Genomic DNA, 22,786 nt, shown 5'->3' on the forward strand with positions numbered 1-22,786 from the left:
AGCGTCGGCCTGTGGAGAATACCGCAGATTAAATGCTGTAGATTATAGAGGAATACAACAATGAGAATATATCTGGTGCGCCATGGCGAGACAGAATTAAATCGGAAGGGCTGTTATTACGGACAGACAGATATCCCGCTTTCCGCCTGCGGCAGACAGCAGGCGGGGAAGCTGGGAAGGTTCTTTCGGGACATACCGCTGCAAAGCAGTGTGATCAGTCCTTTAATACGGGCGGCTGAGACCGCTGAGATCATCATGGCAGAATATACAAAAGAGATAAAAATATACAGGGATGATCGGCTTGCAGAACAGAATTTTGGTATTTTTGAAGGGCAGACATATCAGGAGCTGACCAAAAAATATCCGCAGGAATGGGCAGACTGGAACAGAGATTTCTCCGGCTACCGGATTCCGGGCGGTGAAAGCTTTCTTGATGTTAGAAAACGGACGGAAAGCTTTTTTTTCGATTTGAAAAAAATGTCTGAAAAAGAAGACAGGGAGTTTTCTGTGCTGCTGGTTGCTCACAAAGGAACGCTGGGACATCTGCTTGCCGTAAGCCTTGGGCTTCCGCCGGAAGGCTACTGGAATTTTGTCTTTGAGCAGGGCTGCTACAGTCGTCTGGATCTGGAGGACGGTTATGCGATCATCCGCTGCCTGAATCAGAGTGTGGACGGCGATTTGGGTGATTAGAGCCTGTGTCCGGGATTGCGAACGACGCCCTGATATATAAATGTACAAAAAGAAAGGTACGATATACATGGATTTATTTGACTATATGCGGATGGAGAGAAAAAAACAGGAGTCTCCGCTGGCGGTGCGGATGCGTCCGCGAACTCTGGATGAAATGGTGGGACAGTCTCATATTATAGGGAAGGACCGGCTTTTGTACCGGGCAATCAAAGCTGATAAGATCAGTTCGCTGATTTTTTACGGGCCTCCGGGAACCGGAAAAACCACCCTGGCAAAGGTGATCGCCAACACGACCAGCGCGCAGTTTGTGCAGATGAACGCGACCACATCCGGCAAGAAAGATATGGAGCAGGCGGTACGCCAGGCAAAAGATATATTTGGCATGTACGGAAACCGGACAATTCTTTTTATTGATGAGATTCATCGTTTTAACAAAGCGCAGCAGGATTATCTGCTGCCTTATGTGGAGGACGGGACGATCGTGCTGATCGGTGCTACTACGGAGAATCCATATTTTGAGGTGAACAGCGCGCTTTTATCACGATCAAAGATTTTCCATCTGGAACCTTTGTCGGGAAAGGATATTGCCGGACTTATACGGATTGCTGTGACGGATGACGAAAGAGGAATGGGGGCGTATGGCGCTGAGATTACCGAAGAGGCGGTTTCTTTTATCGCAGAGATGGCGGGAGGCGATGCAAGGGCAGCCTTAAATGCTGTCGAGCTGGGCGTTATGACCACGGAGCCGGGAGAGGACGGAAAGATTGTCATTGATCTGAACGTGGCGCAGGAATGTATCCAGAGGAAGGCGTTAAACTATGATAAGAACGGGGATAATCATTATGATGTTATCTCTGCCTTTATCAAGAGTATGAGGGGAACGGATCCGGATGCGGCGGTGTTCTATCTTGCCCGGATGCTTGATGCGGGAGAAGACCCGAAGTTTATTGCCCGGAGAATTATGATCTGCGCTTCAGAGGATGTGGGAAATGCAGATCCTCAGGCACTGCAGGTTGCCGTTGCGGCCTCCCTCGCCGTAGAGCGGGTGGGGCTGCCGGAGGGGCGGATTATTCTTTCACAGGCAGCCTCTTATGTGGCAAGCGCGCCGAAGAGCAATGCCTGTATCATGGCGATTGACAAAGCGCAGGAGATGGTAAAGAGGGCGGATACCGGACAGGTCCCGCCGTACCTGAGAGACGCCCATTATGGGGGAGCCAGGGATTTGGGTCACGGCATTGGCTATCGGTATGCCCATGATTATCCGGAGCATTATGTGAAGCAGCAGTATCTGCCGGATGCAATTCGAGATGAGAGGTTTTATATTCCGACAGAAAATGGATATGAGAAGAAGATAAAAATGCATCTGGAGCATTTAAGAAACAGGGAGGAAGAGGAAAATGCATAAATTAAAACAAATCGGTGCTTTGCTGCTGGTGGTTATCCTGGTGGCGCTGGTTCTCCTGACCCTGTATTTTGCTGTGACAGGGAGCCGGTATTTTATGGCTTCTCTGGTGGTCACACTGGTTTTTCCGGTGCTGCTGTATGCCTACATGCTGGTATATCGGATTGTGAAGAAAAATGGGCAGGAAGAAGAATCCGCTGACGGGGACGAGAAATAAAAATCTTAAAGGAAGATGACCCTGTCGGATGCACGGAAAATAATCCGGCTCCGGCTATTGACAAGCAGGTCAGAATGGAATAATATAAATATCAGTAGTTATTACTATTTTTTAATTGCTCGATAAGAGTAGGAAAGAGAGGTATATCATGCCAAGTTTAAAAGGTACAAAAACAGAACAGAATTTAATGACTGCATTCGCTGGAGAGTCTCAGGCTACTAATAAATACACATATTTTTCCAGCAAAGCGAAAAAAGACGGATATGTACAGATTGCAAATATTTTTGCTGAGACAGCAGCCAACGAGAGAGAACATGCAAAAATGTGGTTCAAATTATTAGAAGGCGGCGCAATCCGTTCTACCATGGAGAATCTGCAGGCAGCAGCAGACGGCGAGAACTATGAATGGACAGATATGTACGCACAGTTCGCGAAAGAAGCAAGAGAAGAAGGCTTCTATGAGATTGCTGATAAGTTCGACGGCGTTGCAGCAGTAGAGAAAGAGCATGAAGCAAGATATTTAAAACTTCTTGACAACGTAAAGAAAGAAGTTGTATTCTCCAAAGACAACGATGTGATCTGGCAGTGTGCAAACTGCGGACATATCTGCATTGGAAAGAAAGCTCCGGAAGTCTGTCCTGTATGCGATCATCCACAGTCCTACTTCCAGGTTAAACCGGAAAATTACTAAGATTTTTTCAGAGAGGCGTATATTTTTTTCTAAACGGGTAATAATGATAATATCCGATGGGGACATCGGATATGACAGTCGTCAGGAAAAAACTTATATCCTCCCCTTTCTAACAGGCGTCTGCTTTGATAAAAGCAGGCGCCTGTTTTCAGTGCTGAAAAAAATAAATTTTGCAAGGAAAAATACTTGACAAATCAGAAGCTTTCTCCTATAATCATGTTCGGTAAAGGGAAAACACTTTACATGAGGTGATAATCATTGGACAGAATTGTGGAGAAGGCTCTGCTGTTTGATTTCTATGGCGAACTTTTAACGGAGAGTCAAAAGGAAGTATATGGCGAGCATATTCAGAATGACCTGTCTGTTTCCGAGATCGCAGATCTTCGGGGCATCAGCAGGCAGGGAGTACATGATATGATCCGCCGGTGTGAGAAGATTCTTGCGGATTATGAACAGAGGCTTCACCTGGTGGAGCATTTCCTCAAGGTTAAGAAGATGGTGGGAATTATCCACCAGTATGCTGAGGAGATTTCTTCCTGTGAAGACAGAGAAAAGATGCAGGAGCGCATTGCGGATATCAAGAATATCGCCAGTGAGATATTAGATCAGTACTAAGCAGATTTCAGCATTGACAGGAGGCCGCTATGGCATTTGAAAGCCTTACAGATAAATTGCAGAATGTCTTTAAGAACTTAAGAAGCAAAGGACGATTGACAGAGGCCGACGTCAAGGAGGCCATGAAGGAAGTCAAGCGTGCCCTGCTGGAAGCGGACGTTAATTTCCGCGTGGTCAAGACATTTATCAAGACTGTGACGGACCGCGCTGTCGGACAGGACGTACTTACGGGACTGAATCCGGGGCAGATGGTCATTAAGATTGTAAAAGAAGAGATGGAAGCTCTCATGGGTTCTGAGATGACAGAGCTTGTGATCAAGCCGGGCAACGAGATTACCGTATATCTGATGGCGGGTCTTCAGGGTGCCGGTAAGACCACAACGGCGGCGAAGATAGCCGGACAGCTCAAGAAAAAAGGCAAGAACCCGCTTCTGGTAGCCTGCGACGTTTACCGTCCGGCAGCCATCAAGCAGCTGGAGATCAACGGCGAGAAGCAGGGAGTTCCGGTATTTTCCATGGGAGACAAGAAGAATCCGGTGGACATCGCCAGAGCATCCATTGAGTATGCCAGGGAGAACAACAGAAATATCGTTATCCTGGATACCGCAGGACGTCTTCATGTGGATGAGTCCATGATGGAAGAGCTGCAGAACATCAAGGATAATGTGGATGTGACCCAGACCGTTCTGGTGGTTGACGCCATGACAGGGCAGGATGCGGTCAACGTGGCAAAGACATTTGAAGATAAGGTCGGCATCGACGGAGTGATCCTGACGAAGCTGGACGGCGACACGAGAGGCGGAGCGGCGCTCTCCATCCGTGCCGTGACCGGCAAGCCGATTTTATATATAGGTATGGGTGAGAAGCTGGAAGATTTGCAGCAGTTCTACCCGGACCGTATGACCAGCCGTATTTTGGGCATGGGAGATGTGCTTACTCTCATTGAGAAGGCACAGAACGCGGTGGATGAAGAGTCCGCCAGAGAACTCGAGAAAAAGCTGCGCAAGGCTGAGTTTGGCTTTGATGATTTCCTTGCGCAGATGCAGCAGGTGAAGAATATGGGAGGCATCGCAGATCTGCTTTCCATGATTCCGGGTGTCGGCAGTCAGATAAAGAATATTGATATTGATGACAAAGCGATGGACCGCATTGAGGCAATCATCTATTCAATGACGCCGGAAGAGAGGTCCAATCCGAATCTTCTGAACCCATCCCGCAAGAAAAGAATAGCAAACGGCGCCGGCGTCAGTCTGCAGGAAGTTAACAAGCTGTGCAAGCAGTTTGAGCAGTCCCGCAAGATGATGAAGCAGATGAACGGTATGATGGGCAAGGGCGGCCGCCGCAAAGGCGGATTTAATCTGGGAGGCATGAAGCTTCCATTTTAGGCAAATGCAGGATACCGAATTATCGGTTCCATATAGATGAATAAGAAAGATGAAAGAGGTGAAATCACATGGCAGTAAAAATGAGATTAAAAAGAATGGGTAAAAAGAGAAATCCTATCTATAGAGTTGTTGTTGCAGACGCAAGATCTCCAAGAGATGGAAGAAACATCGATGAAATCGGTTTCTATGACCCAAACCAGGAGCCTGCAGTAGTTAAATTTGATGAGGAAGCTGCAAAGGCATGGCTTAACAAAGGCGCTCAGCCAACAGATACAGTTGCAAGATTATTAAAGAATGCCGGTATTGAAAAATAATAACTGGGGGCTTATGTAATGAAAGAGTTAGTGAAAGTAATTGCAGTATCTCTGGTGGACCATCCGGAAGAGGTCGTTGTCACAGAAAAGGAAACCGACCATTCCATCATTCTTGAGCTTCATGTGGCTCCGGATGATATGGGTAAAGTAATCGGAAAACAGGGACGGATTGCGAGAGCGATGCGTACTGTTGTGAAAGCGGCGGCTTCCCGGGAGGATAAAAAAGTGATAGTGGATATCGCTCAGTAAAATAAGAGGAGTTCCAGCTATTTATGGCGGAGAACGAATCACAGTTATTCATAATTGGCATGAAACTGTTACCTGTCTGACGGGTAGCAGTTTTTTCATAAAACGAGAAGATGAGCAGGACATACAGGAGTATTTTCAATGGAAGACTTATTACAGGTGGGCGTCATTACAGGGACCCACGGACTTAAGGGAGAAGTGAAGGTTTTCCCTACGACAGATGATAAAGAGCGTTTTCTTGATTTAGAAGAAGTTTTGCTGGATACGGGAGACGAGCTGCTGGAATTAAAGGTGGAATATTGCAAATTTTTTAAAAAATTTGTTTTTGTTAAATTTGAAGGACTTGATGACATCAATGAAGTAGAGAAATATAAGCGCTGCCCGCTTCTGGTTACCAGAGATAATGCCGTGGAGCTGGAGGAGGACGAGTATTTCGTGGCGGATCTGCTGGGACTTACCATTATCGATGACAGCGGCGTTACCATCGGAAAGCTGGAAAATGTCATTGAGACAGGAGCCAATGATGTGTATGAGGTACTGACTGAGGACGGCGGCCGAATTCTTCTTCCGGCCATCAAAGAGTGTATCCTTGATGTGGATATGGAGGAAGGCATCATTCTTGTACATTTGATGAAGGGGCTGGCAGACTGATGATATTTCATGTTCTTACGTTGTTTCCGGATATGATCAGGGATGGACTGAATACCAGTGTCACCGGAAGAGCTCTTGCGAGCGGCCGCATCCGGCTAAATGCGGTGAATATCCGGGATTATTCCAAAGACAAGCACAAACATGTGGACGATTATCCTTATGGCGGGGGAGCCGGCATGGTCATGCAGCCGGAGCCTATCGCTCTTGCTTACGAGGACATCGTGAAGGATATGGAAAAGCGACCGCGGGTGATTTATGTTACCCCGCAGGGCAGCGTTTTTAATCAGTCCATGGCGGAGGAACTGGCAAAGGAAGAGGAACTTGTGTTTCTCTGCGGTCATTATGAAGGCGTGGATGAGCGGATTCTCGAAGAAATCGTAACGGATTATGTTTCCATCGGTGATTATGTGCTCACCGGCGGAGAACTTCCGGCTCTTGTGATGATGGACGCCATTTCCCGTCTGGTGCCGGGCGTGCTCAATAACGAGGATTCTGCGGAGTTTGAATCTTTTCATGACAATCTGCTGGAACATCCTCACTATACCCGTCCGGTGGAGTACCGGGGAAGTCGGGTGCCGGACGTGCTTTTGTCCGGCCATCACGGCAATATAGACCGCTGGCGGCGGGAACAGTCGCTGAAGCGGACGCTGGAGCGCCGCCCGGATCTTCTTGAGACGGCGGAACTTACAGAGAAAGACGTAGAATATCTGCGGACTCTCGGCTGGACAAAAGATAAGTAGAAAGCCACACCATGATATTCCGGGAACTTTCTTTGGGCGCACGGCCGAATCATTACTACAAAATGAAAAGAAAAGCGAAAAGATCGCGAAAAAGTTCTTGCATGAAGGATGAATTCATGCTATTATCTTATAGTTGTGAAAAAAGGTGGTCCGCTGTTACACAAAGGTATTAAGAACACCAAGATTATATAGGAGGTCACACATGAAAGACATTATCAAAAGCATTGAAGATGCACAGTTAAAACCAGAAGTAGACAGCTTCCGTGTTGGAGACACTGTACGCGTTTCCGCAAAGGTAGTTGAGGGAACCCGTGAAAGAATTCAGGTATTCGAAGGTACTGTTATCAAAAGACAGAACGGCGGAGCAAAAGAGACATTTACTGTAAGAAAGTTCTCTAACGGCATCGGTGTTGAGAAGACCTGGCCTGTACATTCTCCAATCGTTACAAAGATTGAAGTAATCAGAAAAGGTAAAGTAAGAAGAGCAAAACTTTACTACTTACGTGACAGAATCGGTAAGAAGGCTAAGGTTAAAGAGTTAGTTAAATAGTATCAGAGGATGAGACAGGGGCGAGTATTTATACTTGCCCTGTTTTACCATATGGAGATTTTGTTATGGCAGTAAAAAACTATCGATACAAGGAAAGAAGAGACCGTATGATTCGCAGGATTGGTCTGTGGGTCGGTGAGATTGCGGCAGTGATTCTGCTGGCCTTTGTGATCATCCAGTTCTGTTTTCAGACAGTGACGGTACATGGTGAGTCCATGCAGCCTACCTATTATGAGGGGGATACGCTGCTGGTAAATAAGCTCAGTTATCGCATCGGCGATCCGGGGCGCTATGATCCGGTACTGCTGGAGATTGAAAACGGAACTGCCGTTCATTATACGGTAAAGAGAGTGATCGGACTGCCGGGTGAGACCGTGCAGATCACCGGGGGAGAGATACTGATTGACGGTGAGGCGCTGGATTATTCCTTCGAGGAAGAGATTCTGTCTGCGGGACTGGCGGCTTACGAAGTGGAACTTGGTGAAGATGAATATTTTGTCATGGGAGACAACTGCAATAACAGTGAGGATTCCAGGGTGGCGAATATCGGAAATATAAAAAGAACACAATTTGTCGGTAAAATAGCAGGAAGAATTGGCAGCGGCAAATAATCTGAAAAAACGGCTCGGTCAAATGTTTCGCGCAGAGCCAGCCGGGAAAAATGGAGGATGATATGCATTTTCAATGGTATCCGGGACATATGACTAAGGCCCGGCGAATGATGCAGGAGAATATTAAGCTCATTGATCTGATGGTGGAACTGGTGGACGCCAGAGTGCCTTACAGCAGTAAGAATCCGGATATTGATGAGCTGGCAAGAAATAAATCCAGACTGATCATTTTAAATAAGGTGGATATGGCGGACGCTCAGGTGACAAAGGAATGGGAAGAGTATTATAAAGAGAAAGGTTTCTTTGTGGCAAAGGTTAATTCGCAGAAAGGCGCCGGAATCAAGGAAGTGAAGAAGCTGGTGGAAGAAGCGTGCCGCGAGAAAAAAGAGCGGGACAGAAAGAGGGGCATCCTTAATCGGCCGGTACGGGCCATGGTTGCGGGAATTCCCAACGTGGGCAAATCCACTTTCATCAATTCATTTGCGGGAAAAGCCTGTGCAAAAACCGGAAATAAGCCGGGCGTGACAAAAGGCAAGCAGTGGATTAAAATTAATAAGAACGTAGAATTGCTGGATACGCCGGGGATTTTATGGCCTAAGTTTGAGGATCAGGCAGTTGGTCTCCGTCTGGCGTGGATTGGTTCCATCAAGGAAGAGATATTAAACACCACAGAACTGACGACGGAACTGCTGCAGTTTTTATGCGCACAGTATCCGGGAGTTATAAAAGAACGCTACGGTGTCGGGGAAGAAGGAGATGTTGTGGAGATTCTCTCAAAGATTGCGGAGATCCGGGGCTGTCTTATGAAAGGCAGCCAGGTGGATGTGGAGAAAGCAGGACTTCTTGTTCTTGATGACTACCGTTCCCTGCGGCTGGGGCAGATATCTTTGGAGCGTCCGGCGGATTTTACGGAAACAGTCTGATGGGAGGAATGAAAGATGGAAGAAAAGCAGCAGAGTGAGGTTTCAGACACAAGAAAGAAACATGACCCGGTGGAGGGCAAAAAGAAAAATATCATGAAAGACATTCTGGGTACGATCGCTTATGTGGCGGTGATTTGTCTTGTTGTATTTCTGGTTCTGCGGTATGTTGGACAAAGAACCGTGGTAAACGGACATTCTATGGACCCAACTCTGGCTCACGGTGAAAATCTGATCATGGATAAGATATCCTATCATTTTTCTGATCCGAAAAGATTTGATATTGTGATTTTCCCGGGACCGGAAGAAGAAGGCGAGCAGTATTTTATCAAGAGAGTGATCGGCCTGCCGGGAGAGACTGTGCAGATTATAGACGGAAAGGTTTATATAAACGGTGAGGAGCTGACCGATGACGTATACGGCATCACGGACTACATTGAGGAGCCGGGTATCGCTGAGGAGCCGCTGACCCTGGGAGAAGACGAGTATTTCTGTCTGGGAGATAACCGGCCGGTAAGCTACGACAGCCGTTACGAGGCGGTAGGAACAGTGCACCGTTCCGAGATCATCGGAAAGGTCTGGATACGGATCTGGCCGCTATCTGAATTCGGGACGGTGGATTAGGGTTCGGCTTACAGTACGTATAAAAAGAGGAAGATTCATGGCTGTAAAAAGCATACGAGAGATAAAAGAAGAATTCAAACAGATTCCTCCGGAGAAGCTTCCGGAGTACATGGATCTGTACCGGGATGACAGCCGAAAGGGCGTGCAGGACTTTCTGAAGACGCAGGAGAATCGGATGAAAAAGTATGAGGCGGAGCTTGTGCGTATTGAGGAGCTTTGCTCTTTCGAGAAAAAGTACAGCGATTACTCCTATATCTGCGGTGTCGACGAGGTGGGAAGAGGACCTCTCGCGGGACCGGTGGTGGCAGGAGCAGTCATCCTGCCGAAAGACTGCCGGATTCTCTATATCAATGATTCCAAGAAACTTTCCGCCAAAAAGCGGGAGGAGCTCTCCGCGGAGATTCAGGAGAAGGCCCTTGCCGTCGGCATCGGGCTGTCCACTCAGGACAGGATTGATGAGATCAATATCCTGCAGGCCACTTACGAGGCTATGCGAAAGGCCATCGCCTCGCTGTCTGTGGAACCGTCTCTTCTGTTAAACGATGCGGTGACCATCCCGGCTGTGGATATTCCGCAGGTGGCCATTGTAAAGGGCGACGCCAGAAGTATTTCCATCGGCGCGGCCAGTATCGTGGCAAAGGTATATAGAGACAGGATGATGGAAGAATATGATAAAATGTATCCGGGTTACGGATTTGCGTCCAATAAAGGTTACGGCTCAAAGGAACATATCGAAGCGCTGCACCGGATGGGACCTTGCCCACTGCATCGGAGAAGTTTTCTGAAGTCGATCCTGTAAGAAAATTGAAAAAATATTTAGCAGTATGCATGCGAGGGGACGCTGCAAAAAAGGAGCATAAATGAAAAACAGAAAAGAGCAGGGACGCGCTGGAGAGACCGCGGCGGCATCTTTTCTGAAAAAACAGGGAGTGCGTATTCTGGTACATAATTATCAGTGCCGGTGGGGTGAGATTGACCTGATCGGTCAAGCAGGAAATACGCTGCTCATCGTGGAAGTAAAAACACGGACAAGCGGCCGGCAGGGATATCCCTGCGAGGCTGTGGACGTAAGGAAACAGCGGAAAATCTGCCGGGTGTACGATCATTTCCGCATGGAGCGCCGGCTGGACGACTGTCAGCCGGTGCGGTTTGATGTGGTGGAGGTCGTGGAGACTGTCGGCGGATATTATTGCCGCTGGATAAAAAATGCCTTCGAGTATCAGGGAATGTGAAGAGTCTGTAACGGAGCGGAAGACATAGCGAAAAAGAATGAGGAGATAATCATGGAGTGGAATTATGCCAATAAGAATCATTCAACTATTATCAACGAGAAAAATGGCGTGGTGTATCTGACCTTTCCAAAGCTGGCGGCCGCCGGTGTGCGTCATGGATTTTCCACCCGCATGGGAGGCGTCAGCAAAGGGTATCTGGGAACTATGAATCTGTCCTTTACCAGAGGAGACAGGGAAGAAAATGTCCGGGAGAACTTTCGCCGGATTGCGGACGCCATCGGATTCCGGGAGGAACAGCTTGTGTTTTCCGCGCAGGTTCATGAGACAAAGATTCGGAAAGTGACAGCGGCAAACAGGGGTGAGGGTATTACAAAGGAGACGGCGCCTGGCATCGACGGCCTTGCCACCGATGAAGCGGACGTTCCGCTTTATACCTCTTACGCGGACTGTGTGCCGCTGTTATTTTATGATCCGCAAAAGAAAGTTGTAGCCATGGCTCATTCCGGATGGCGGGGAACTGCCGCCCGCATCGGGGCGAAGATGGTACATTTCATGGAAAAGGAATACGGCAGCCGGGCGGAGAATATCATCGCGGCTGTCGGGCCGTCCATCTGCAGGAAATGTTATGAGGTCAGTGAGGATGTGGCACAGGCGTTCCGGGAAGCATTCCGGCCGGAACAGTTTCCGCTGCTTTTTGATGAGAAAGGGCAGGGTAAATATCAGCTTGATCTGTGGGAAGCCAATCGGATCATTCTCACGGAGGCGGGAATCCTGCCGGAACATCTGGATGTCACCGATCTTTGCACCTGCTGCAACCATGACAAGCTCTTTTCCCACAGAGCCAGCCACGGGAAGCGGGGAAATATGGGATGTTTTATGTGTTTGGACGCCGAAACAGAATAAAAATGCAGGGAGAACGACTATGAAAAAACAATGGCATCTTATCACCGGGGTGGAGCCGGGAAGCATTGCGGAGGAATGCGGACTGGAGCCGGGGGACCGGATCGGGGCCATCAACGGTCATGAGATAGAAGATTTTTTTGATTATCAATATTATATAGAAGAAGAATTTTTGAGTGTGGAAGTTCTGACCAGAGACGATGAGGAATGTACGCTCGAGATAGAGAAAGAGGAAGAAGAAGACCTGGGTCTTGCCTTTGAATCCTTCCTGATGGATGAATATAATTCCTGCTGCAATAAATGTATGTTCTGCTTTATTGATCAGATGCCGCCGGGGATGAGAGATACCCTGTATTTTAAGGACGACGATTCGCGGCTGTCCTTTCTGCAGGGCAATTATATCACTCTCACCAACATGAAGGAAAAGGATGTGGAGCGGGTCATCCGCTATCATCTGGCTCCCATCAATATTTCTGTTCACACCACCAATCCGGAGCTTCGCTGCCGGATGCTTCACAATCGTTTTGCGGGAGATGTGCTGGAAAAGATCCGCCGCTTTTCTGAGGCGGGTATTCCCATGAACAGCCAGGTGGTGCTCTGCAAAGGAATCAACGACGGAGAGGAACTGGATAGGACCATCCGGGAGCTGGGAGAGTTTCTTCCATATATGGAGAGCCTTTCCGTGGTTCCGGTGGGGCTGACAAAGTACCGGGATGATCTTCCGAAGCTTGACGCCTTCACACGGGAGGACGCCGGAAAAGTGCTTGCCCAGATCCAGGGCTGGCAGAAACATTTTCTGGAAGAAAACGGCACGTCCTTCGTTCACGCCAGCGATGAGTGGTTCATTCTGGCAGGGGAGGAGTTTCCTCCTGTGGATTACTACGAGGGCTTCGGGCAGCTGGAAAACGGCGTCGGCATGATGCGCCTGCTCATCTCCGAGGTGGAGGAAAGCCTCACGCAGCTTGCCGGAGATGACCGGGAGAAAACAGTGTCCGTCGCCACGGCGAAGCTTGCGTATCCGACCATCGAAAAGCTGGCCGCGCAGGTGATGGAAAAGTATCCGAACGTGCATATACATGTATACTGCATTGAGAATACATTTTTTGGCGAGCAGATCACCGTCACGGGACTTCTCACCGGACAGGACATCAGAAAGCAGCTTGCCGGCCGGGAACTGGGGGACGAGCTTCTCCTTCCGTGCAATGTGCTGAAAGCCGATGAGGACATTTTTCTTGATGATATGAGCCTTTCGGAGCTTTCCGAAGCTTTACAAGTGCCGGTGAATATTATACAATCAGAAGGACAAGATTTTGTAAATAAAATAATCAGTATGTAAAAGGGCTGTGAAGACGGCCAATATAGGAAAATGGAGGTAAGACATGAGTAAACCAGTTGTAGCAGTGGTGGGCCGTCCCAACGTGGGCAAGTCCACATTATTCAATGCGCTGGCGGGAAGCAGGATTTCCATCGTAGAAGATACCCCCGGAGTAACCAGAGACCGGATTTATGCTGATGTTTCCTGGCTGAATTATCAGTTTACGCTGATCGACACGGGAGGCATTGAGCCGGAATCCAAAGATATCATTCTTTCCCAGATGCGGGAACAGGCGGAGACAGCTATTATGACCGCCGACGTGATCTTGTTCCTGACCGATGTACGGCAGGGACTTGTGGATGCGGATTTCAAGGTGGCGGATATGCTCCGGCGTTCCGGACGTCCGGTACTTTTGATCGTCAATAAAGTGGACAGTTTTGAGAAGTTCATGCCGGATGTGTATGAGTTTTATAACCTGGGTCTCGGCGATCCGATTCCGATCTCTGCGGCGGGCAAAATGGGACTTGGCGATATGCTTGACGAGGTGGTGAAGCATTTTCCTGACGCGGCAGCGGAGGAGGAAGAGGATGAGCGGCCGAAGATCGCCGTTATTGGTAAGCCGAACGCCGGCAAGTCTTCTATTATTAACAAGCTGCTGGGCGAGGACAGAGTGATCGTCTCCCCGATTGCCGGAACAACCAGAGATGCCATTGACACGACCGTGACGAGAAACGGACAGGAGTATGTGTTCATCGACACGGCGGGTCTGCGCAGAAAGAGCAAGGTAAAGGAAGAACTGGAACGATACAGTATCATCCGTACCGTCACCGCGGTGGAGCGCTGTGATGTGGCAGTGCTCATCATCGACGCGGAGGAAGGCATCACCGAGCAGGATGCGAAGATCGCAGGTATCGCTCACGAGCGCGGCAAAGGTATGATCATTGCCGTCAATAAATGGGACCTGATCGAGAAGGACAATCATACCATGAAAGAGTTTACGGAGAAGATCTGGGAGAAGCTTTCCTACATGCCGTATGCGGAGCTTATTTTCCTGTCGGCTAAGACCGGGCAGCGTCTTCCGAAGCTCTTTGACCTCATTGACGCGGTTATCGCCAACTGTGCGCTTCGGGTACAGACCGGCGTGTTAAATGAGATCCTCACGGAGGCCATGGCCATGAAACAGCCGCCTTCCGATAAGGGCAAGAGACTCCGTATTTACTATATCACGCAGGTTTCGGTGAAGCCGCCTACCTTCGTGATGTTTATCAACGACAAGGATCTGACGCATTTTTCCTATACAAGGTACATTGAGAATCAGATTCGTACTACTTTTGGTTTCCGGGGAACGCCAATCAAATTCATCTACCGGGAAAGAAAGGAGAAATAATGACAGGGCATATTGGGTATTTTATAGCAGCTATTATTGTGGGTTATTTTTTGGGATGTATCCAGACCGGATATTTTGTCGGCAGAATCTGCGGACTGGATATCCGGCAGTACGGCAGCGGCAACGCGGGGACGACCAATGTGCTTCGTACTCTGGGCAAAAGCCGCGCGCTGATCACATTTCTCGGGGATGCGTTAAAGGGTATGATTCCGGTCCTCATCGTGAAGCTGGTCATCGGACCGGCAGTGCCGGATTTGAATTCAGAGCTTTTGCAGCTTGTTCTGGGATTTGCAGTGGTTCTCGGTCATGATTTCCCGTTCTTCCTTCATTTTAAAGGAGGAAAGGGAATCGCCACTTCAGCGGCAGTCATGATGGGATTTGACTGGAGAATGGGACTTTGCTGTCTGGTGATTTTTGTGGTGGTCGTGGCTGCTACAAGATACGTTTCTCTGGCGTCCACGCTGCTCTCGGCAGCGCTCATCGCAGAAATTCTTATCTTCTATCCGGGACGATGGGATTTATTTGTGCTGATCGTTCTTTACGCCGGATTTGCCATCTACCGCCACCGGGCCAATATCAAGCGCCTGCTGGCTGGCACCGAAAGCAAGCTGGGACAGAAGGTGGAAGTAAAGAAATAGTGATTTGTCGATTGGAACTGTGAGTTTTGAGATTATCAGAGGATGTATGAGCAGACGAGATTTGCGATGCTGTACACACCATAAAAAAACGCAGACGGGAAGCTCTTCTCCTCCACCTCGGCAGGCTGATTACGGAAATATACATGATAACTTTTCCATGACGCCTGCGCTCACAGTCGTCGCCGACCTTTCCCGCTGTGTTTTTCTATTGAGATATCATGCCGCAAATCTCTGTCTGACTGCATCACTCAGATTACAAAAAATGCCTGTTCCAGATCGACAGCATCTGTACCCTTGTGGCTGACTCTTCGGCTGAAGGCCAAATCAGGCGAATTCATCTGTGAACAGTCAGAACATCATCTGTTTTTCCAGAAACATTTATTTTATCACGTTGTATATTTGTGAATTTCCAGGTATCTGAACACAGCCTTCTCTGAAATAGCCTGTGTGGTATACTTGAAGATTCACAAATCCCCATTAGTCTTCCGACAATTCTTCCCACTTATCATATAGTTCCAGCAATGCTGCTTCGTTCTCCTCGTATTTGGTGGAGAGTTCCATGAGGCGGCTTACGTTGCTGGCAATCTCCGGATTGTTCATCTCATTTTTGATCTCTTCATTTTCTTCTTCCAGGCGGCTGATTTCCGCCTCAGTTTTTTTCAGTTCGTTGGCGCGCTTCCGCTGTCTGGCAGCTTCCTCACGGGATTTCTTCCAGTCTTCTTTGGAGGAAGAGGATGTGGCAGGTGTGGTCTCTGCCGTGGACAGATTGGCCACAGACTCGCTGTCCGCGGCAATGTTTCCCGCTTCCTTCTGTTCCAGATAGTAGGTGTAATTACCTTTGTAGTTGACGATGCCCTCTGGTGACAGGTCAAGGATTCGGGTGGCAGTCTGATTGATAAAGTACCGGTCATGGGACACGTAGAAAACCGTGCCCTCATAGGCGTTGATGGCGTCCTCCAGGATCTCTCTTGACTGGATGTCCAGGTGGTTGGTCGGCTCGTCGAGGATCAGGAAGTTGGCGTTTGACAGCATCAGCTTAGCCAGAGAGACCCGGCCCTTCTCGCCGCCGCTCAGCGTCCCAATCTGCTGAAATACCCGGTCTCCGGTAAAGAGGAAGGCAGCCAGCACATTTCGGATGCGGGTGTTGGTCAGTTTCGGGTAGGCGTCGGAAATCTCGTCGAAGATCGTTTTCTCGTCATTTAACACGTGCTGTTCCTGGTCATAGTAGCCGATGGATACTTTCGCACCGTAATGAATCTTACCGCCGTCCGGACGCAGGTGTCGGTTGATGATCTTTAGGAGCGTGGTCTTTCCAGTGCCGTTGGCGCCCAGAAGTCCGACGACCTCGCCACGCTGGATGGAGAGATTCAGGTTGCGGAAGAGCGGCTTGTTCTCGAAGGATTTGGAGAGATTTTCGATGGTGAGCACATCGTTGCCGCTCATCACTTCCGGCTCCAGGGCAATGCGCATCCGGCTGTTGAGTACCACCGGCTTGTCAACCCGCTCCATTTTGTCGAGCATTTTTTCCCGGCTCTCGGCGCGGCGGATGGATTTCTCACGGTTGAAGGAGCGCAGTTTGGTGATAACTTCCTCCTGGTGTTTGATCTCCTGCTGCTGGTTCAGGTAAAGCTTCATCTGGGCGTCCCGCTGCGCCTTCTTTTTCTCCGCATACTGGCTGTAATTGCCGAGGAAAGTCTGGCTGTCGCCGGCCTCGATCTCGATGACCTTGGAAACTACCCGGTCCAGAAAATAACGGTCGTGGGAGACGATGAGTACAGCGCCCCGGTAGTTGCCAAGGAAAGTCTCCAGCCAGCGGATAGCGTCCATGTCCAGGTGGTTGGTTGGCTCGTCCAGAAGAATGATATCCGGCTGAGTCAGAAGAATCCGGCTCAGAGCCACACGGGTTTTCTGTCCTCCGGAAAGTGTATGGATGGGAGTATCGAACTCTTCTTCGGTGAAACCGAGACCTTTAAGGACGCCGTTGATCTCGCTTTTCCAGGCGTAGCCGTTAGCCTTTTCAAAACGCTCTGTCAGGCGGGAATAGTTTTCCATGGCATTTTCCAGTTCCTCTCCGGAAAGCCGGCTGATGGACTGTTCCAGAGTGCGGATATTCTGTTCCATGTCGATGATCTCTTTTTTGGCGTCCAGCATCTCTTCGTAGATGGTGCGGCGGGAAGTCACGTCGATGACCTGGGACAGATACCCCATGGTAGCGCCCTTTTGCAGCACCACTTCGCCGCCGTCCGCCTCATACTCACCGGTGATGATTTTAAGAAGAGTTGTTTTTCCGGCGCCGTTGATGCCGATCAGGGCGGCCTTTTCTCCCTCGTTGATCAGAAAATTTATATTATTCAAAATTGTATCGCCGCCAAAGGCTTTTGTTATCTTTTGACATGCTAAAATCATAAAAAACCTCCGTATATGCAGTGTGTTTTATTTTTAAAAGCGTAATTTTCAGAGAAAATGTGAAATATTTATCTTTTACAAAAGTGCAGTCCGCGCAGAAAAAAGGATAAAACTCTTCCTTATTATAATCTGCGAAAAAGGCGAAAAACCAAACATTGGCTATTTTATCATGAAAGAAAAAATAAGGGAAGGGAAAAAACTGGTTTGACAAATGAATAAAATCTGAGTATAATTGATTTGCTGTGTAATAAATAGAATGCGAAAGTTTTGTCAAAGGAAGGATTCTATGGAAGACAAGAAAGTGAATGCGAGATCAGCCAATGAAAAAGTGATTTCACCTGCTGTTATCAAGAGGTTGCCAAGGTATTACCGGTATCTCGGCGATTTATTGAAAAATGATGTTGTCCGTATTTCCTCAAAAGAACTGAGCCAGAAGATGAATGTGACCGCTTCACAGATTCGACAGGACCTGAATAATTTTGGAGGATTTGGTCAGCAGGGATATGGATATAATGTGGAATTTCTCTATAATGAGATGGGGAAAATACTTGGCCTTGACAAAACGAATAATGTAATTATTCTGGGTGCCGGTAATTTAGGACAAGCTCTGGCTAATAATCAGGAATTTGAAGAGAATAGTTTTAAGATTATCGGTCTTTTTGATGTGAATCCCCGCCTGGTGGGAATGACCGTGCGCGGCGTGGAAGTCTATGATATTGACATGCTGGAGGATTTCCTTTCGAAACATGAAGTACGGATCGCCGCACTGACTCTGCCAAGGAGCAAAGCGCCGAAGATAGCCAGAGAACTGGTTGAGCTGGGTGTGAAGGCGTTTTGGAATTTTGCGCCGGTGGATTTGAATTTACCAGAGGACGTCATCGTCGAAAATGTGCATTTGTCAGAAAGTATTATGACACTTTCCTATCGTATTCATAGCATAAATGAATAGCAGGCAGAAAGATGAAGGACTGAGGTTTTTCATCTTTCTTTTTTATAGGCAGATGAAGGATGTGGATAAGAGCGGCTTGTGCGCCGCGGCAATAGTGTGAGGAGGGAAACTATGCAGTATATAGGTTCAGGAGATGAGATGCAGCGCATCGACGCATATAGTATTGAAACCATGGGGATTCCGGGCATTGTGCTTATGGAGAGGGCGGCTCTTGCCATGGAAGAAGAGATCGTCCGACGCTTTCCGGCTCCGGCGTCCGTCACCATTATCGCGGAGCGGGGCAATAACGGAGGAGACGGGCTGGCGCTGGGACGGCTGCTTCTCGCTATAGGCTATGACGTGTGCATTTTTGAGATCGGCGGTGTCCGCCGGGCGTCGGAATCTTATCAGATTCAGCGAAAGATTCTCGAGAATCTGGGCGTATGTTTCCTGGAAGCTTTGCCGGAGACCGACAGCGACCTGTGGGTAGACGCGGTGTTCGGCGTGGGAGTGAAGCGGGAGGTGGCAGGTATCCAGCGGGAAGTGCTGGAAGAAGTGAACCGCCGGAACGGATATAAGATCGCGGTGGATATTCCTTCCGGCGTGGACGCATCCAGCGGACGAATCCTGGGATATGGCTTTCAGGCAGATATGACTATCACTTTTGGCCTGAATAAAGTAGGCCTGGCGCTTTACCCCGGCGCTTCACTGGCAGGGGAAGTGGTGGTGAAGGACATCGGCTTTCCGATACAGGCGGTGGACGCCGTCAGCCCGGAGACTGTGACATATACACGGGAAGATCTGTGCCGGCTTCCGAAGAGGCACCCGTGGTCTAATAAAGGCACATACGGAAAGGTGCTCCTCATTGTGGGGGCGAAGAACATGGCGGGAGCCGCCTGTCTGTCGGCGTCTGCCGCTTACCGGACAGGCAGCGGCCTGGTACGGATCTTTACCTGTGAAGAGAACCGGGAGATTCTCCAGAGCCGGGTGCCTGAGGCCATTATGACCACCTACCGGACAGAAGAGGAAGCTTTGGAAAAGCTGCCGGAGGCCCTCGCCTGGGCCAGTGTGGTGGGCATCGGGCCGGGACTTGGGCAGAATGCACTGACCGGACGGCTGCTGTCTGCGGTGCTGGCGCAGGGGTGCTGTCCGCTGGTCATTGACGCCGACGGCATCAATACATTGGCGGCATTGCAAAAAGAGGAACGAGAGCTTTACCATTCTTATGGCGCGCCGATGATTCTTACGCCGCATCTTAAGGAAATGGAGCGGCTCACGGGCAGGACGGTGGCGGACATCAAGAATGATCTTATGGGAACAGCGAAGGAAGACGCTGACCAGCGTCATATTTTTGTGCTGAAAGATGCCCGGACCATTGTGTCTGACGGCAGCGCTCCCACATATATTAATATGAGCGGTAACAACGGTATGTCGACGGGAGGCAGCGGAGACGTGCTCACCGGCATCATCTGCGGTCTGCTGGCAGGAGGACTTTCCGCCCTGGAGGCAGCCCGGCTGGGCGTATACTGTCATGGACTGGCGGGAGATGAAGCGGCCCGGGAGAAAGGATACTACGGACTCATGGCCGGGGATCTGATCCGGCATCTGAATGCGGTCATCCGGTAACGGAGGACGCAGGAGTTAAAGAATACTCACGAAAACAGAATACTCATGACATTTTTGGGAAATACTTCAATTAGCATACGGGAAGGATTTATCAGAGAGAACAGATGTCAACGTGATAAATATTTTTGGAACGATGCATGAAATACAGATTGAAGAAGTAAAAATGGAGTGAGTAGAATTGATGATAAAAAGAGGCGATATTTATTATGCGGATCTTCGGCCGGTGGTCGGTTCCGAGCAGGGCGGTGTTCGTCCGGTGCTCATTATTCAGAATGACGCCGGCAACCGTCACAGTCCGACGGTCATCTGCGCGGCCATCACCAGCCGCATGAACAAGGCGAAGCTGCCCACTCATGTGGAGCTTTCCGCTGCGGAATGTGACATCAGCAAGGATTCGGTGATCCTGCTGGAACAGATCCGTACCATTGACAAACAGCGGCTGAAAGAAAAGGTCTGTCATCTGGATGCAAAGACGCTGCACCGGGTGGACCGAGCGCTTAAGATCAGCCTGGAGCTGATTACATAGGGAACGACCTATGGTTTACTGTCACACAAAGAGGAAGGAGAGGAGATACATATGATTTTTGAAGCGGCCGATAAAATGAAGAATTTTGAGGAGGGAATCTTCAATATTCTTGACGATAAAAGAAAAGAGCTGGAGAGCCAGGGACGGAAAATCTATAATTTTTCCGTGGGCACTCCGGATTTTGAGCCGGAGGAGCACATCATGAAGGCGGTTTCCGAAGCCTGTCTTCATCCGGAAAATTACCGGTATGCACTGAGCGACCGGGACGAGCTTCTGGAAGCGGTGATCCGCCGGTATAAACACAGATATCACACAGATATTGCAAAGAATGAGATCATGTCTGTTTACGGTTCCCAGGAGGGAATGACGCATATTTTCCTGCCGCTGATCAATCCGGGAGACGTGGTGCTTCTGCCGAATCCGGGATATCCGATTTTTAATACGGGAGCATTTGTGGCACAGGCCAGTCAGTGGCTCTATCCGCTGACGGAGGAGAATGATTATCTGCCGGATCTGGCGGCGATTCCGGAAGACGTGTGCAGGGCGGCCAAGGTCATGGTCGTGTCCTACCCGGCCAACCCGATCTGCAAGACCGCGCCGGATTCCTTCTATGAGGAGCTGATTACATTTGCCAGAGAAAATGAAATCCTGATCATTCATGACAACGCGTATTCCGATATCATTTATGACGGAAGAGAAGGAAAGTCTTTCCTGTCTTTCCCGGGAGCAAAGGAAGTGGGCGTGGAATTTTATTCTCTGTCCAAAAGCTATAATTATACCGGGGCGAGAATGTCCTTCGTGATCGGAAATCCCGACGTGATCGCTCTGTTTAAACGGTTCCGCTCTCAGATTGATTACGGCATTTTCCTGCCGGTACAGATGGGAGCCATCGCGGCGCTCTCCACCGACGACGCCGTTGTTAAGGAGCAGTGCCGGAAATATCAGGAGAGAAGAGACGCACTCTGCGGAGGTCTGCGTGCCATCGGCTGGAATATCCCGGACAGTGAGGGAACCATGTTTGCCTGGGGACCGCTGCCGGAAGGCTACACCGATTCCAATGCATTTGTGATGGAACTGATGGAGCGGACAGGCGTCATCTGTACGCCGGGCAGCAGCTTCGGAAGCCTCGGCGAGGGCCATGTCCGTTTTGCCCTGGTGCTGCCGCCGGAGCAGATTAAGGAAGCTATCGAGAGCATCCGGCAGTCGGGAATTCTTGGCTGAATTTCATCGGGCCAATATTGGGGCTGAATTTCATTGGGCCAAACGCTTGACGCTTGGGTGAAACGGTGATACACTTTATAAAGTATGCCGTTTTCCGGGAGTGCCGCATATATCAGGCGGATGAGAGGAAAAGGCAGGGAAGTGACACATTTCCCATGTTCTGGGGAAAATGTGAGAAAGATACATATTATAGAGAAGCGAGGAGATAAAAAATGTCTGGACATTCCAAATTTGCTAATATTAAGCATAAAAAAGAGAAGAACGATGCGGCTAAGGGTAAGATTTTTACCGTCATCGGTCGTGAGATTGCGGTAGCAGTAAAAGAGGGCGGACCGGACCCGGCCAACAACAGCAAGCTCCGTGACGTTATCGCCAAGGCAAAATCCAACAACATGCCGAACGACACCATCGAGCGTGGTATCAAAAAGGCAGCCGGCGACGCTGAATCCGTCAACTACGTGCAGAATACCTACGAAGGCTACGGTCCGAGCGGTATCGCCATTATCGTGGAGACACTGACTGACAACAAGAACCGTACTGCTGCCAACGTCCGCGCCGCTTTCTCCAAAGGAAAAGGCAATATCGGAACCAGCGGCTGCGTGTCCTTCATGTTCCAGAAAAAGGGACAGATTATCGTGTCCAAAGAAGAATACGAGACCGATGCCGATGAGTTCATGATGCTGGCCCTTGACGCCGGAGCAGAAGACTTCGTGGAAGAAGAGGACAGCTACGAGATCACAACCGATCCGGATTCCTTCGGTGAAGTCCGTGAAGCTCTCGAGAAAGAGAACGTTCCGATGGCTTCCGCGGAAGTTACCATGATTCCGGATAACTACGTGAAACTGACCAGCGAAGACGATATCAAGAACCTGAACCATATCCTTGACCTGCTGGACGAGGACGACGACGTGCAGGCAGTATACCACAACTGGGAAGAAGAGTAAGATAATC

26 protein-coding genes are annotated in these 22,786 nt (G+C 49.2%); 25 read left to right on the forward strand and 1 reads right to left on the reverse strand.

Annotated elements, in window-relative coordinates; genetic code table 11:
* The first annotated feature begins 60 nt into the window (after positions 1-60).
* The 20 genes from cobC to plsY all read left to right on the forward strand — a co-directional run bounded on the left by cobC (position 61) and on the right by plsY (position 15,128).
* Positions 61-690 (forward strand): alpha-ribazole phosphatase, encoded by a 630-nt coding sequence (gene cobC / locus B5F87_RS10705; protein WP_087280853.1) that lies wholly within the window; start codon positions 61-63, stop codon positions 688-690.
* A 67-nt stretch (positions 691-757) separates the two neighbouring features.
* The gene (locus tag B5F87_RS10710) at positions 758-2,095 is read left to right on the forward strand and encodes a replication-associated recombination protein A (protein ID WP_087280855.1); all 1,338 of its coding nucleotides are present in this window, start codon (positions 758-760) and stop codon (positions 2,093-2,095) included.
* Complete coding sequence (locus tag B5F87_RS10715; RefSeq protein WP_087280857.1) at positions 2,088-2,309, forward strand: hypothetical protein; 222 nt, start codon at positions 2,088-2,090, stop codon at positions 2,307-2,309. Before B5F87_RS10710 ends, B5F87_RS10715 begins: the two co-directional genes overlap by 8 nt.
* A 148-nt stretch (positions 2,310-2,457) precedes the next feature.
* Positions 2,458-3,000, forward strand: a complete 543-nt coding sequence (gene rbr, locus B5F87_RS10720; protein WP_087280859.1) for a rubrerythrin — start codon at positions 2,458-2,460, stop codon at positions 2,998-3,000.
* A 258-nt stretch (positions 3,001-3,258) separates the two neighbouring features.
* On the forward strand, positions 3,259-3,615 hold the full coding sequence (gene ylxM, locus B5F87_RS10725) for a YlxM family DNA-binding protein (protein WP_087280861.1): 357 nt from the start codon (positions 3,259-3,261) through the stop codon (positions 3,613-3,615).
* Positions 3,616-3,644: 29 nt separating this feature from the next.
* Entirely contained in the window at positions 3,645-5,000 is a 1,356-nt protein-coding gene (ffh, locus tag B5F87_RS10730) for a signal recognition particle protein (RefSeq protein WP_087280862.1), read from the forward strand.
* A 68-nt stretch (positions 5,001-5,068) separates the two neighbouring features.
* Positions 5,069-5,314, forward strand: a complete 246-nt coding sequence (gene rpsP, locus B5F87_RS10735; RefSeq protein WP_087280864.1) for a 30S ribosomal protein S16 — start codon at positions 5,069-5,071, stop codon at positions 5,312-5,314.
* A gap of 18 nt (positions 5,315-5,332) precedes the next feature.
* Positions 5,333-5,563 (forward strand): KH domain-containing protein, encoded by a 231-nt coding sequence (locus B5F87_RS10740; protein ID WP_087280866.1) that lies wholly within the window; start codon positions 5,333-5,335, stop codon positions 5,561-5,563.
* Positions 5,564-5,701: 138 nt separating this feature from the next.
* On the forward strand, positions 5,702-6,211 hold the full coding sequence (gene rimM / locus B5F87_RS10745; protein WP_087280868.1) for a ribosome maturation factor RimM: 510 nt from the start codon (positions 5,702-5,704) through the stop codon (positions 6,209-6,211).
* The gene (gene trmD, locus B5F87_RS10750; RefSeq protein ID WP_087280870.1) at positions 6,211-6,951 is read left to right on the forward strand and encodes a tRNA (guanosine(37)-N1)-methyltransferase TrmD; all 741 of its coding nucleotides are present in this window, start codon (positions 6,211-6,213) and stop codon (positions 6,949-6,951) included. Before rimM ends, trmD begins: the two co-directional genes overlap by 1 nt.
* A 202-nt stretch (positions 6,952-7,153) precedes the next feature.
* A complete protein-coding gene (rplS, locus tag B5F87_RS10755; protein ID WP_087280872.1) occupies positions 7,154-7,501 on the forward strand; it encodes a 50S ribosomal protein L19 in 348 nt (115 codons plus the stop codon).
* Between the two features lie 65 nt (positions 7,502-7,566).
* Positions 7,567-8,112, forward strand: coding sequence for a signal peptidase I (gene lepB, locus B5F87_RS10760; protein WP_242964403.1), 546 nt, complete (start codon positions 7,567-7,569; stop codon positions 8,110-8,112).
* Positions 8,113-8,174: 62 nt separating this feature from the next.
* Positions 8,175-9,035, forward strand: a complete 861-nt coding sequence (gene ylqF / locus B5F87_RS10765; protein ID WP_087280874.1) for a ribosome biogenesis GTPase YlqF — start codon at positions 8,175-8,177, stop codon at positions 9,033-9,035.
* Between the two features lie 15 nt (positions 9,036-9,050).
* Positions 9,051-9,656, forward strand: a complete 606-nt coding sequence (gene lepB, locus B5F87_RS10770; protein ID WP_087280876.1) for a signal peptidase I — start codon at positions 9,051-9,053, stop codon at positions 9,654-9,656.
* A gap of 37 nt (positions 9,657-9,693) precedes the next feature.
* On the forward strand, positions 9,694-10,455 hold the full coding sequence (locus B5F87_RS10775) for a ribonuclease HII (protein WP_087280878.1): 762 nt from the start codon (positions 9,694-9,696) through the stop codon (positions 10,453-10,455).
* Between the two features lie 61 nt (positions 10,456-10,516).
* Positions 10,517-10,888, forward strand: a complete 372-nt coding sequence (locus B5F87_RS10780) for a YraN family protein (protein ID WP_087280879.1) — start codon at positions 10,517-10,519, stop codon at positions 10,886-10,888.
* A gap of 51 nt (positions 10,889-10,939) precedes the next feature.
* Positions 10,940-11,791 carry a peptidoglycan editing factor PgeF gene (gene pgeF, locus B5F87_RS10785; RefSeq protein ID WP_087280881.1) on the forward strand — a complete coding sequence of 284 codons (852 nt, stop codon included), beginning with the start codon at positions 10,940-10,942 and terminating at the stop codon, positions 11,789-11,791.
* Between the two features lie 19 nt (positions 11,792-11,810).
* Positions 11,811-13,124 (forward strand): DUF512 domain-containing protein, encoded by a 1,314-nt coding sequence (locus tag B5F87_RS10790; RefSeq protein ID WP_087280883.1) that lies wholly within the window; start codon positions 11,811-11,813, stop codon positions 13,122-13,124.
* Between the two features lie 43 nt (positions 13,125-13,167).
* Complete coding sequence (gene der / locus B5F87_RS10795; protein WP_087280885.1) at positions 13,168-14,490, forward strand: ribosome biogenesis GTPase Der; 1,323 nt, start codon at positions 13,168-13,170, stop codon at positions 14,488-14,490.
* Positions 14,490-15,128, forward strand: a complete 639-nt coding sequence (plsY, locus tag B5F87_RS10800; protein WP_087280887.1) for a glycerol-3-phosphate 1-O-acyltransferase PlsY — start codon at positions 14,490-14,492, stop codon at positions 15,126-15,128. Before der ends, plsY begins: the two co-directional genes overlap by 1 nt.
* A 477-nt stretch (positions 15,129-15,605) precedes the next feature.
* On the opposite strand, the gene B5F87_RS10805 is transcribed toward plsY, so the two are convergent.
* On the reverse strand, positions 15,606-17,534 hold the full coding sequence (locus B5F87_RS10805; RefSeq protein ID WP_087280889.1) for an ABC-F family ATP-binding cassette domain-containing protein: 1,929 nt from the start codon (positions 17,532-17,534) through the stop codon (positions 15,606-15,608).
* A gap of 286 nt (positions 17,535-17,820) precedes the next feature.
* Here B5F87_RS10805 and B5F87_RS10810 point away from each other — a divergent pair, with 286 nt between their 5' ends.
* The 5 genes from B5F87_RS10810 (at position 17,821) to B5F87_RS10830 (ending at position 22,779) form a co-directional block, all read left to right on the forward strand.
* Positions 17,821-18,483, forward strand: coding sequence for a redox-sensing transcriptional repressor Rex (locus B5F87_RS10810; protein ID WP_087280891.1), 663 nt, complete (start codon positions 17,821-17,823; stop codon positions 18,481-18,483).
* Between the two features lie 111 nt (positions 18,484-18,594).
* Positions 18,595-20,088, forward strand: coding sequence for an NAD(P)H-hydrate dehydratase (locus B5F87_RS10815; protein ID WP_087280892.1), 1,494 nt, complete (start codon positions 18,595-18,597; stop codon positions 20,086-20,088).
* Positions 20,089-20,266: 178 nt separating this feature from the next.
* Complete coding sequence (locus B5F87_RS10820; RefSeq protein ID WP_087280894.1) at positions 20,267-20,614, forward strand: type II toxin-antitoxin system PemK/MazF family toxin; 348 nt, start codon at positions 20,267-20,269, stop codon at positions 20,612-20,614.
* Between the two features lie 51 nt (positions 20,615-20,665).
* Positions 20,666-21,835, forward strand: a complete 1,170-nt coding sequence (locus B5F87_RS10825) for an aminotransferase class I/II-fold pyridoxal phosphate-dependent enzyme (RefSeq protein WP_087280896.1) — start codon at positions 20,666-20,668, stop codon at positions 21,833-21,835.
* Between the two features lie 212 nt (positions 21,836-22,047).
* On the forward strand, positions 22,048-22,779 hold the full coding sequence (locus tag B5F87_RS10830; protein ID WP_087280898.1) for a YebC/PmpR family DNA-binding transcriptional regulator: 732 nt from the start codon (positions 22,048-22,050) through the stop codon (positions 22,777-22,779).
* The last annotated feature ends 7 nt before the right edge of the window (positions 22,780-22,786 follow it).

Source organism: Eubacterium sp. An3 (assembly GCF_002159465.1).
GTDB lineage: Bacteria > Bacillota > Clostridia > Lachnospirales > Lachnospiraceae > Anaerobutyricum > Anaerobutyricum stercoris.

What these genes read in the sequence shown, in the direction of transcription:
- cobC (WP_087280853.1), top strand. Translation starts at nt 61, where the DNA reads ATGAGAATATATCTGGTGCGCCATGGCGAGACAGAATTAAATCGGAAG.
- B5F87_RS10710 (WP_087280855.1), top strand. Translation starts at nt 758, where the DNA reads ATGGATTTATTTGACTATATGCGGATGGAGAGAAAAAAACAGGAGTCT.
- B5F87_RS10715 (WP_087280857.1), top strand. Translation starts at nt 2,088, where the DNA reads ATGCATAAATTAAAACAAATCGGTGCTTTGCTGCTGGTGGTTATCCTG.
- rbr (WP_087280859.1), top strand. Translation starts at nt 2,458, where the DNA reads ATGCCAAGTTTAAAAGGTACAAAAACAGAACAGAATTTAATGACTGCA.
- ffh (WP_087280862.1), top strand. Translation starts at nt 3,645, where the DNA reads ATGGCATTTGAAAGCCTTACAGATAAATTGCAGAATGTCTTTAAGAAC.
- rpsP (WP_087280864.1), top strand. Translation starts at nt 5,069, where the DNA reads ATGGCAGTAAAAATGAGATTAAAAAGAATGGGTAAAAAGAGAAATCCT.
- B5F87_RS10740 (WP_087280866.1), top strand. Translation starts at nt 5,333, where the DNA reads ATGAAAGAGTTAGTGAAAGTAATTGCAGTATCTCTGGTGGACCATCCG.
- rimM (WP_087280868.1), top strand. Translation starts at nt 5,702, where the DNA reads ATGGAAGACTTATTACAGGTGGGCGTCATTACAGGGACCCACGGACTT.
- trmD (WP_087280870.1), top strand. Translation starts at nt 6,211, where the DNA reads ATGATATTTCATGTTCTTACGTTGTTTCCGGATATGATCAGGGATGGA.
- rplS (WP_087280872.1), top strand. Translation starts at nt 7,154, where the DNA reads ATGAAAGACATTATCAAAAGCATTGAAGATGCACAGTTAAAACCAGAA.
- lepB (WP_242964403.1), top strand. Translation starts at nt 7,567, where the DNA reads ATGGCAGTAAAAAACTATCGATACAAGGAAAGAAGAGACCGTATGATT.
- ylqF (WP_087280874.1), top strand. Translation starts at nt 8,175, where the DNA reads ATGCATTTTCAATGGTATCCGGGACATATGACTAAGGCCCGGCGAATG.
- lepB (WP_087280876.1), top strand. Translation starts at nt 9,051, where the DNA reads ATGGAAGAAAAGCAGCAGAGTGAGGTTTCAGACACAAGAAAGAAACAT.
- B5F87_RS10775 (WP_087280878.1), top strand. Translation starts at nt 9,694, where the DNA reads ATGGCTGTAAAAAGCATACGAGAGATAAAAGAAGAATTCAAACAGATT.
- B5F87_RS10780 (WP_087280879.1), top strand. Translation starts at nt 10,517, where the DNA reads ATGAAAAACAGAAAAGAGCAGGGACGCGCTGGAGAGACCGCGGCGGCA.
- pgeF (WP_087280881.1), top strand. Translation starts at nt 10,940, where the DNA reads ATGGAGTGGAATTATGCCAATAAGAATCATTCAACTATTATCAACGAG.
- B5F87_RS10790 (WP_087280883.1), top strand. Translation starts at nt 11,811, where the DNA reads ATGAAAAAACAATGGCATCTTATCACCGGGGTGGAGCCGGGAAGCATT.
- der (WP_087280885.1), top strand. Translation starts at nt 13,168, where the DNA reads ATGAGTAAACCAGTTGTAGCAGTGGTGGGCCGTCCCAACGTGGGCAAG.
- plsY (WP_087280887.1), top strand. Translation starts at nt 14,490, where the DNA reads ATGACAGGGCATATTGGGTATTTTATAGCAGCTATTATTGTGGGTTAT.
- B5F87_RS10805 (WP_087280889.1), bottom strand. Translation starts at nt 17,534, where the DNA reads ATGATTTTAGCATGTCAAAAGATAACAAAAGCCTTTGGCGGCGATACA.
- B5F87_RS10810 (WP_087280891.1), top strand. Translation starts at nt 17,821, where the DNA reads ATGGAAGACAAGAAAGTGAATGCGAGATCAGCCAATGAAAAAGTGATT.
- B5F87_RS10815 (WP_087280892.1), top strand. Translation starts at nt 18,595, where the DNA reads ATGCAGTATATAGGTTCAGGAGATGAGATGCAGCGCATCGACGCATAT.
- B5F87_RS10825 (WP_087280896.1), top strand. Translation starts at nt 20,666, where the DNA reads ATGATTTTTGAAGCGGCCGATAAAATGAAGAATTTTGAGGAGGGAATC.
- B5F87_RS10830 (WP_087280898.1), top strand. Translation starts at nt 22,048, where the DNA reads ATGTCTGGACATTCCAAATTTGCTAATATTAAGCATAAAAAAGAGAAG.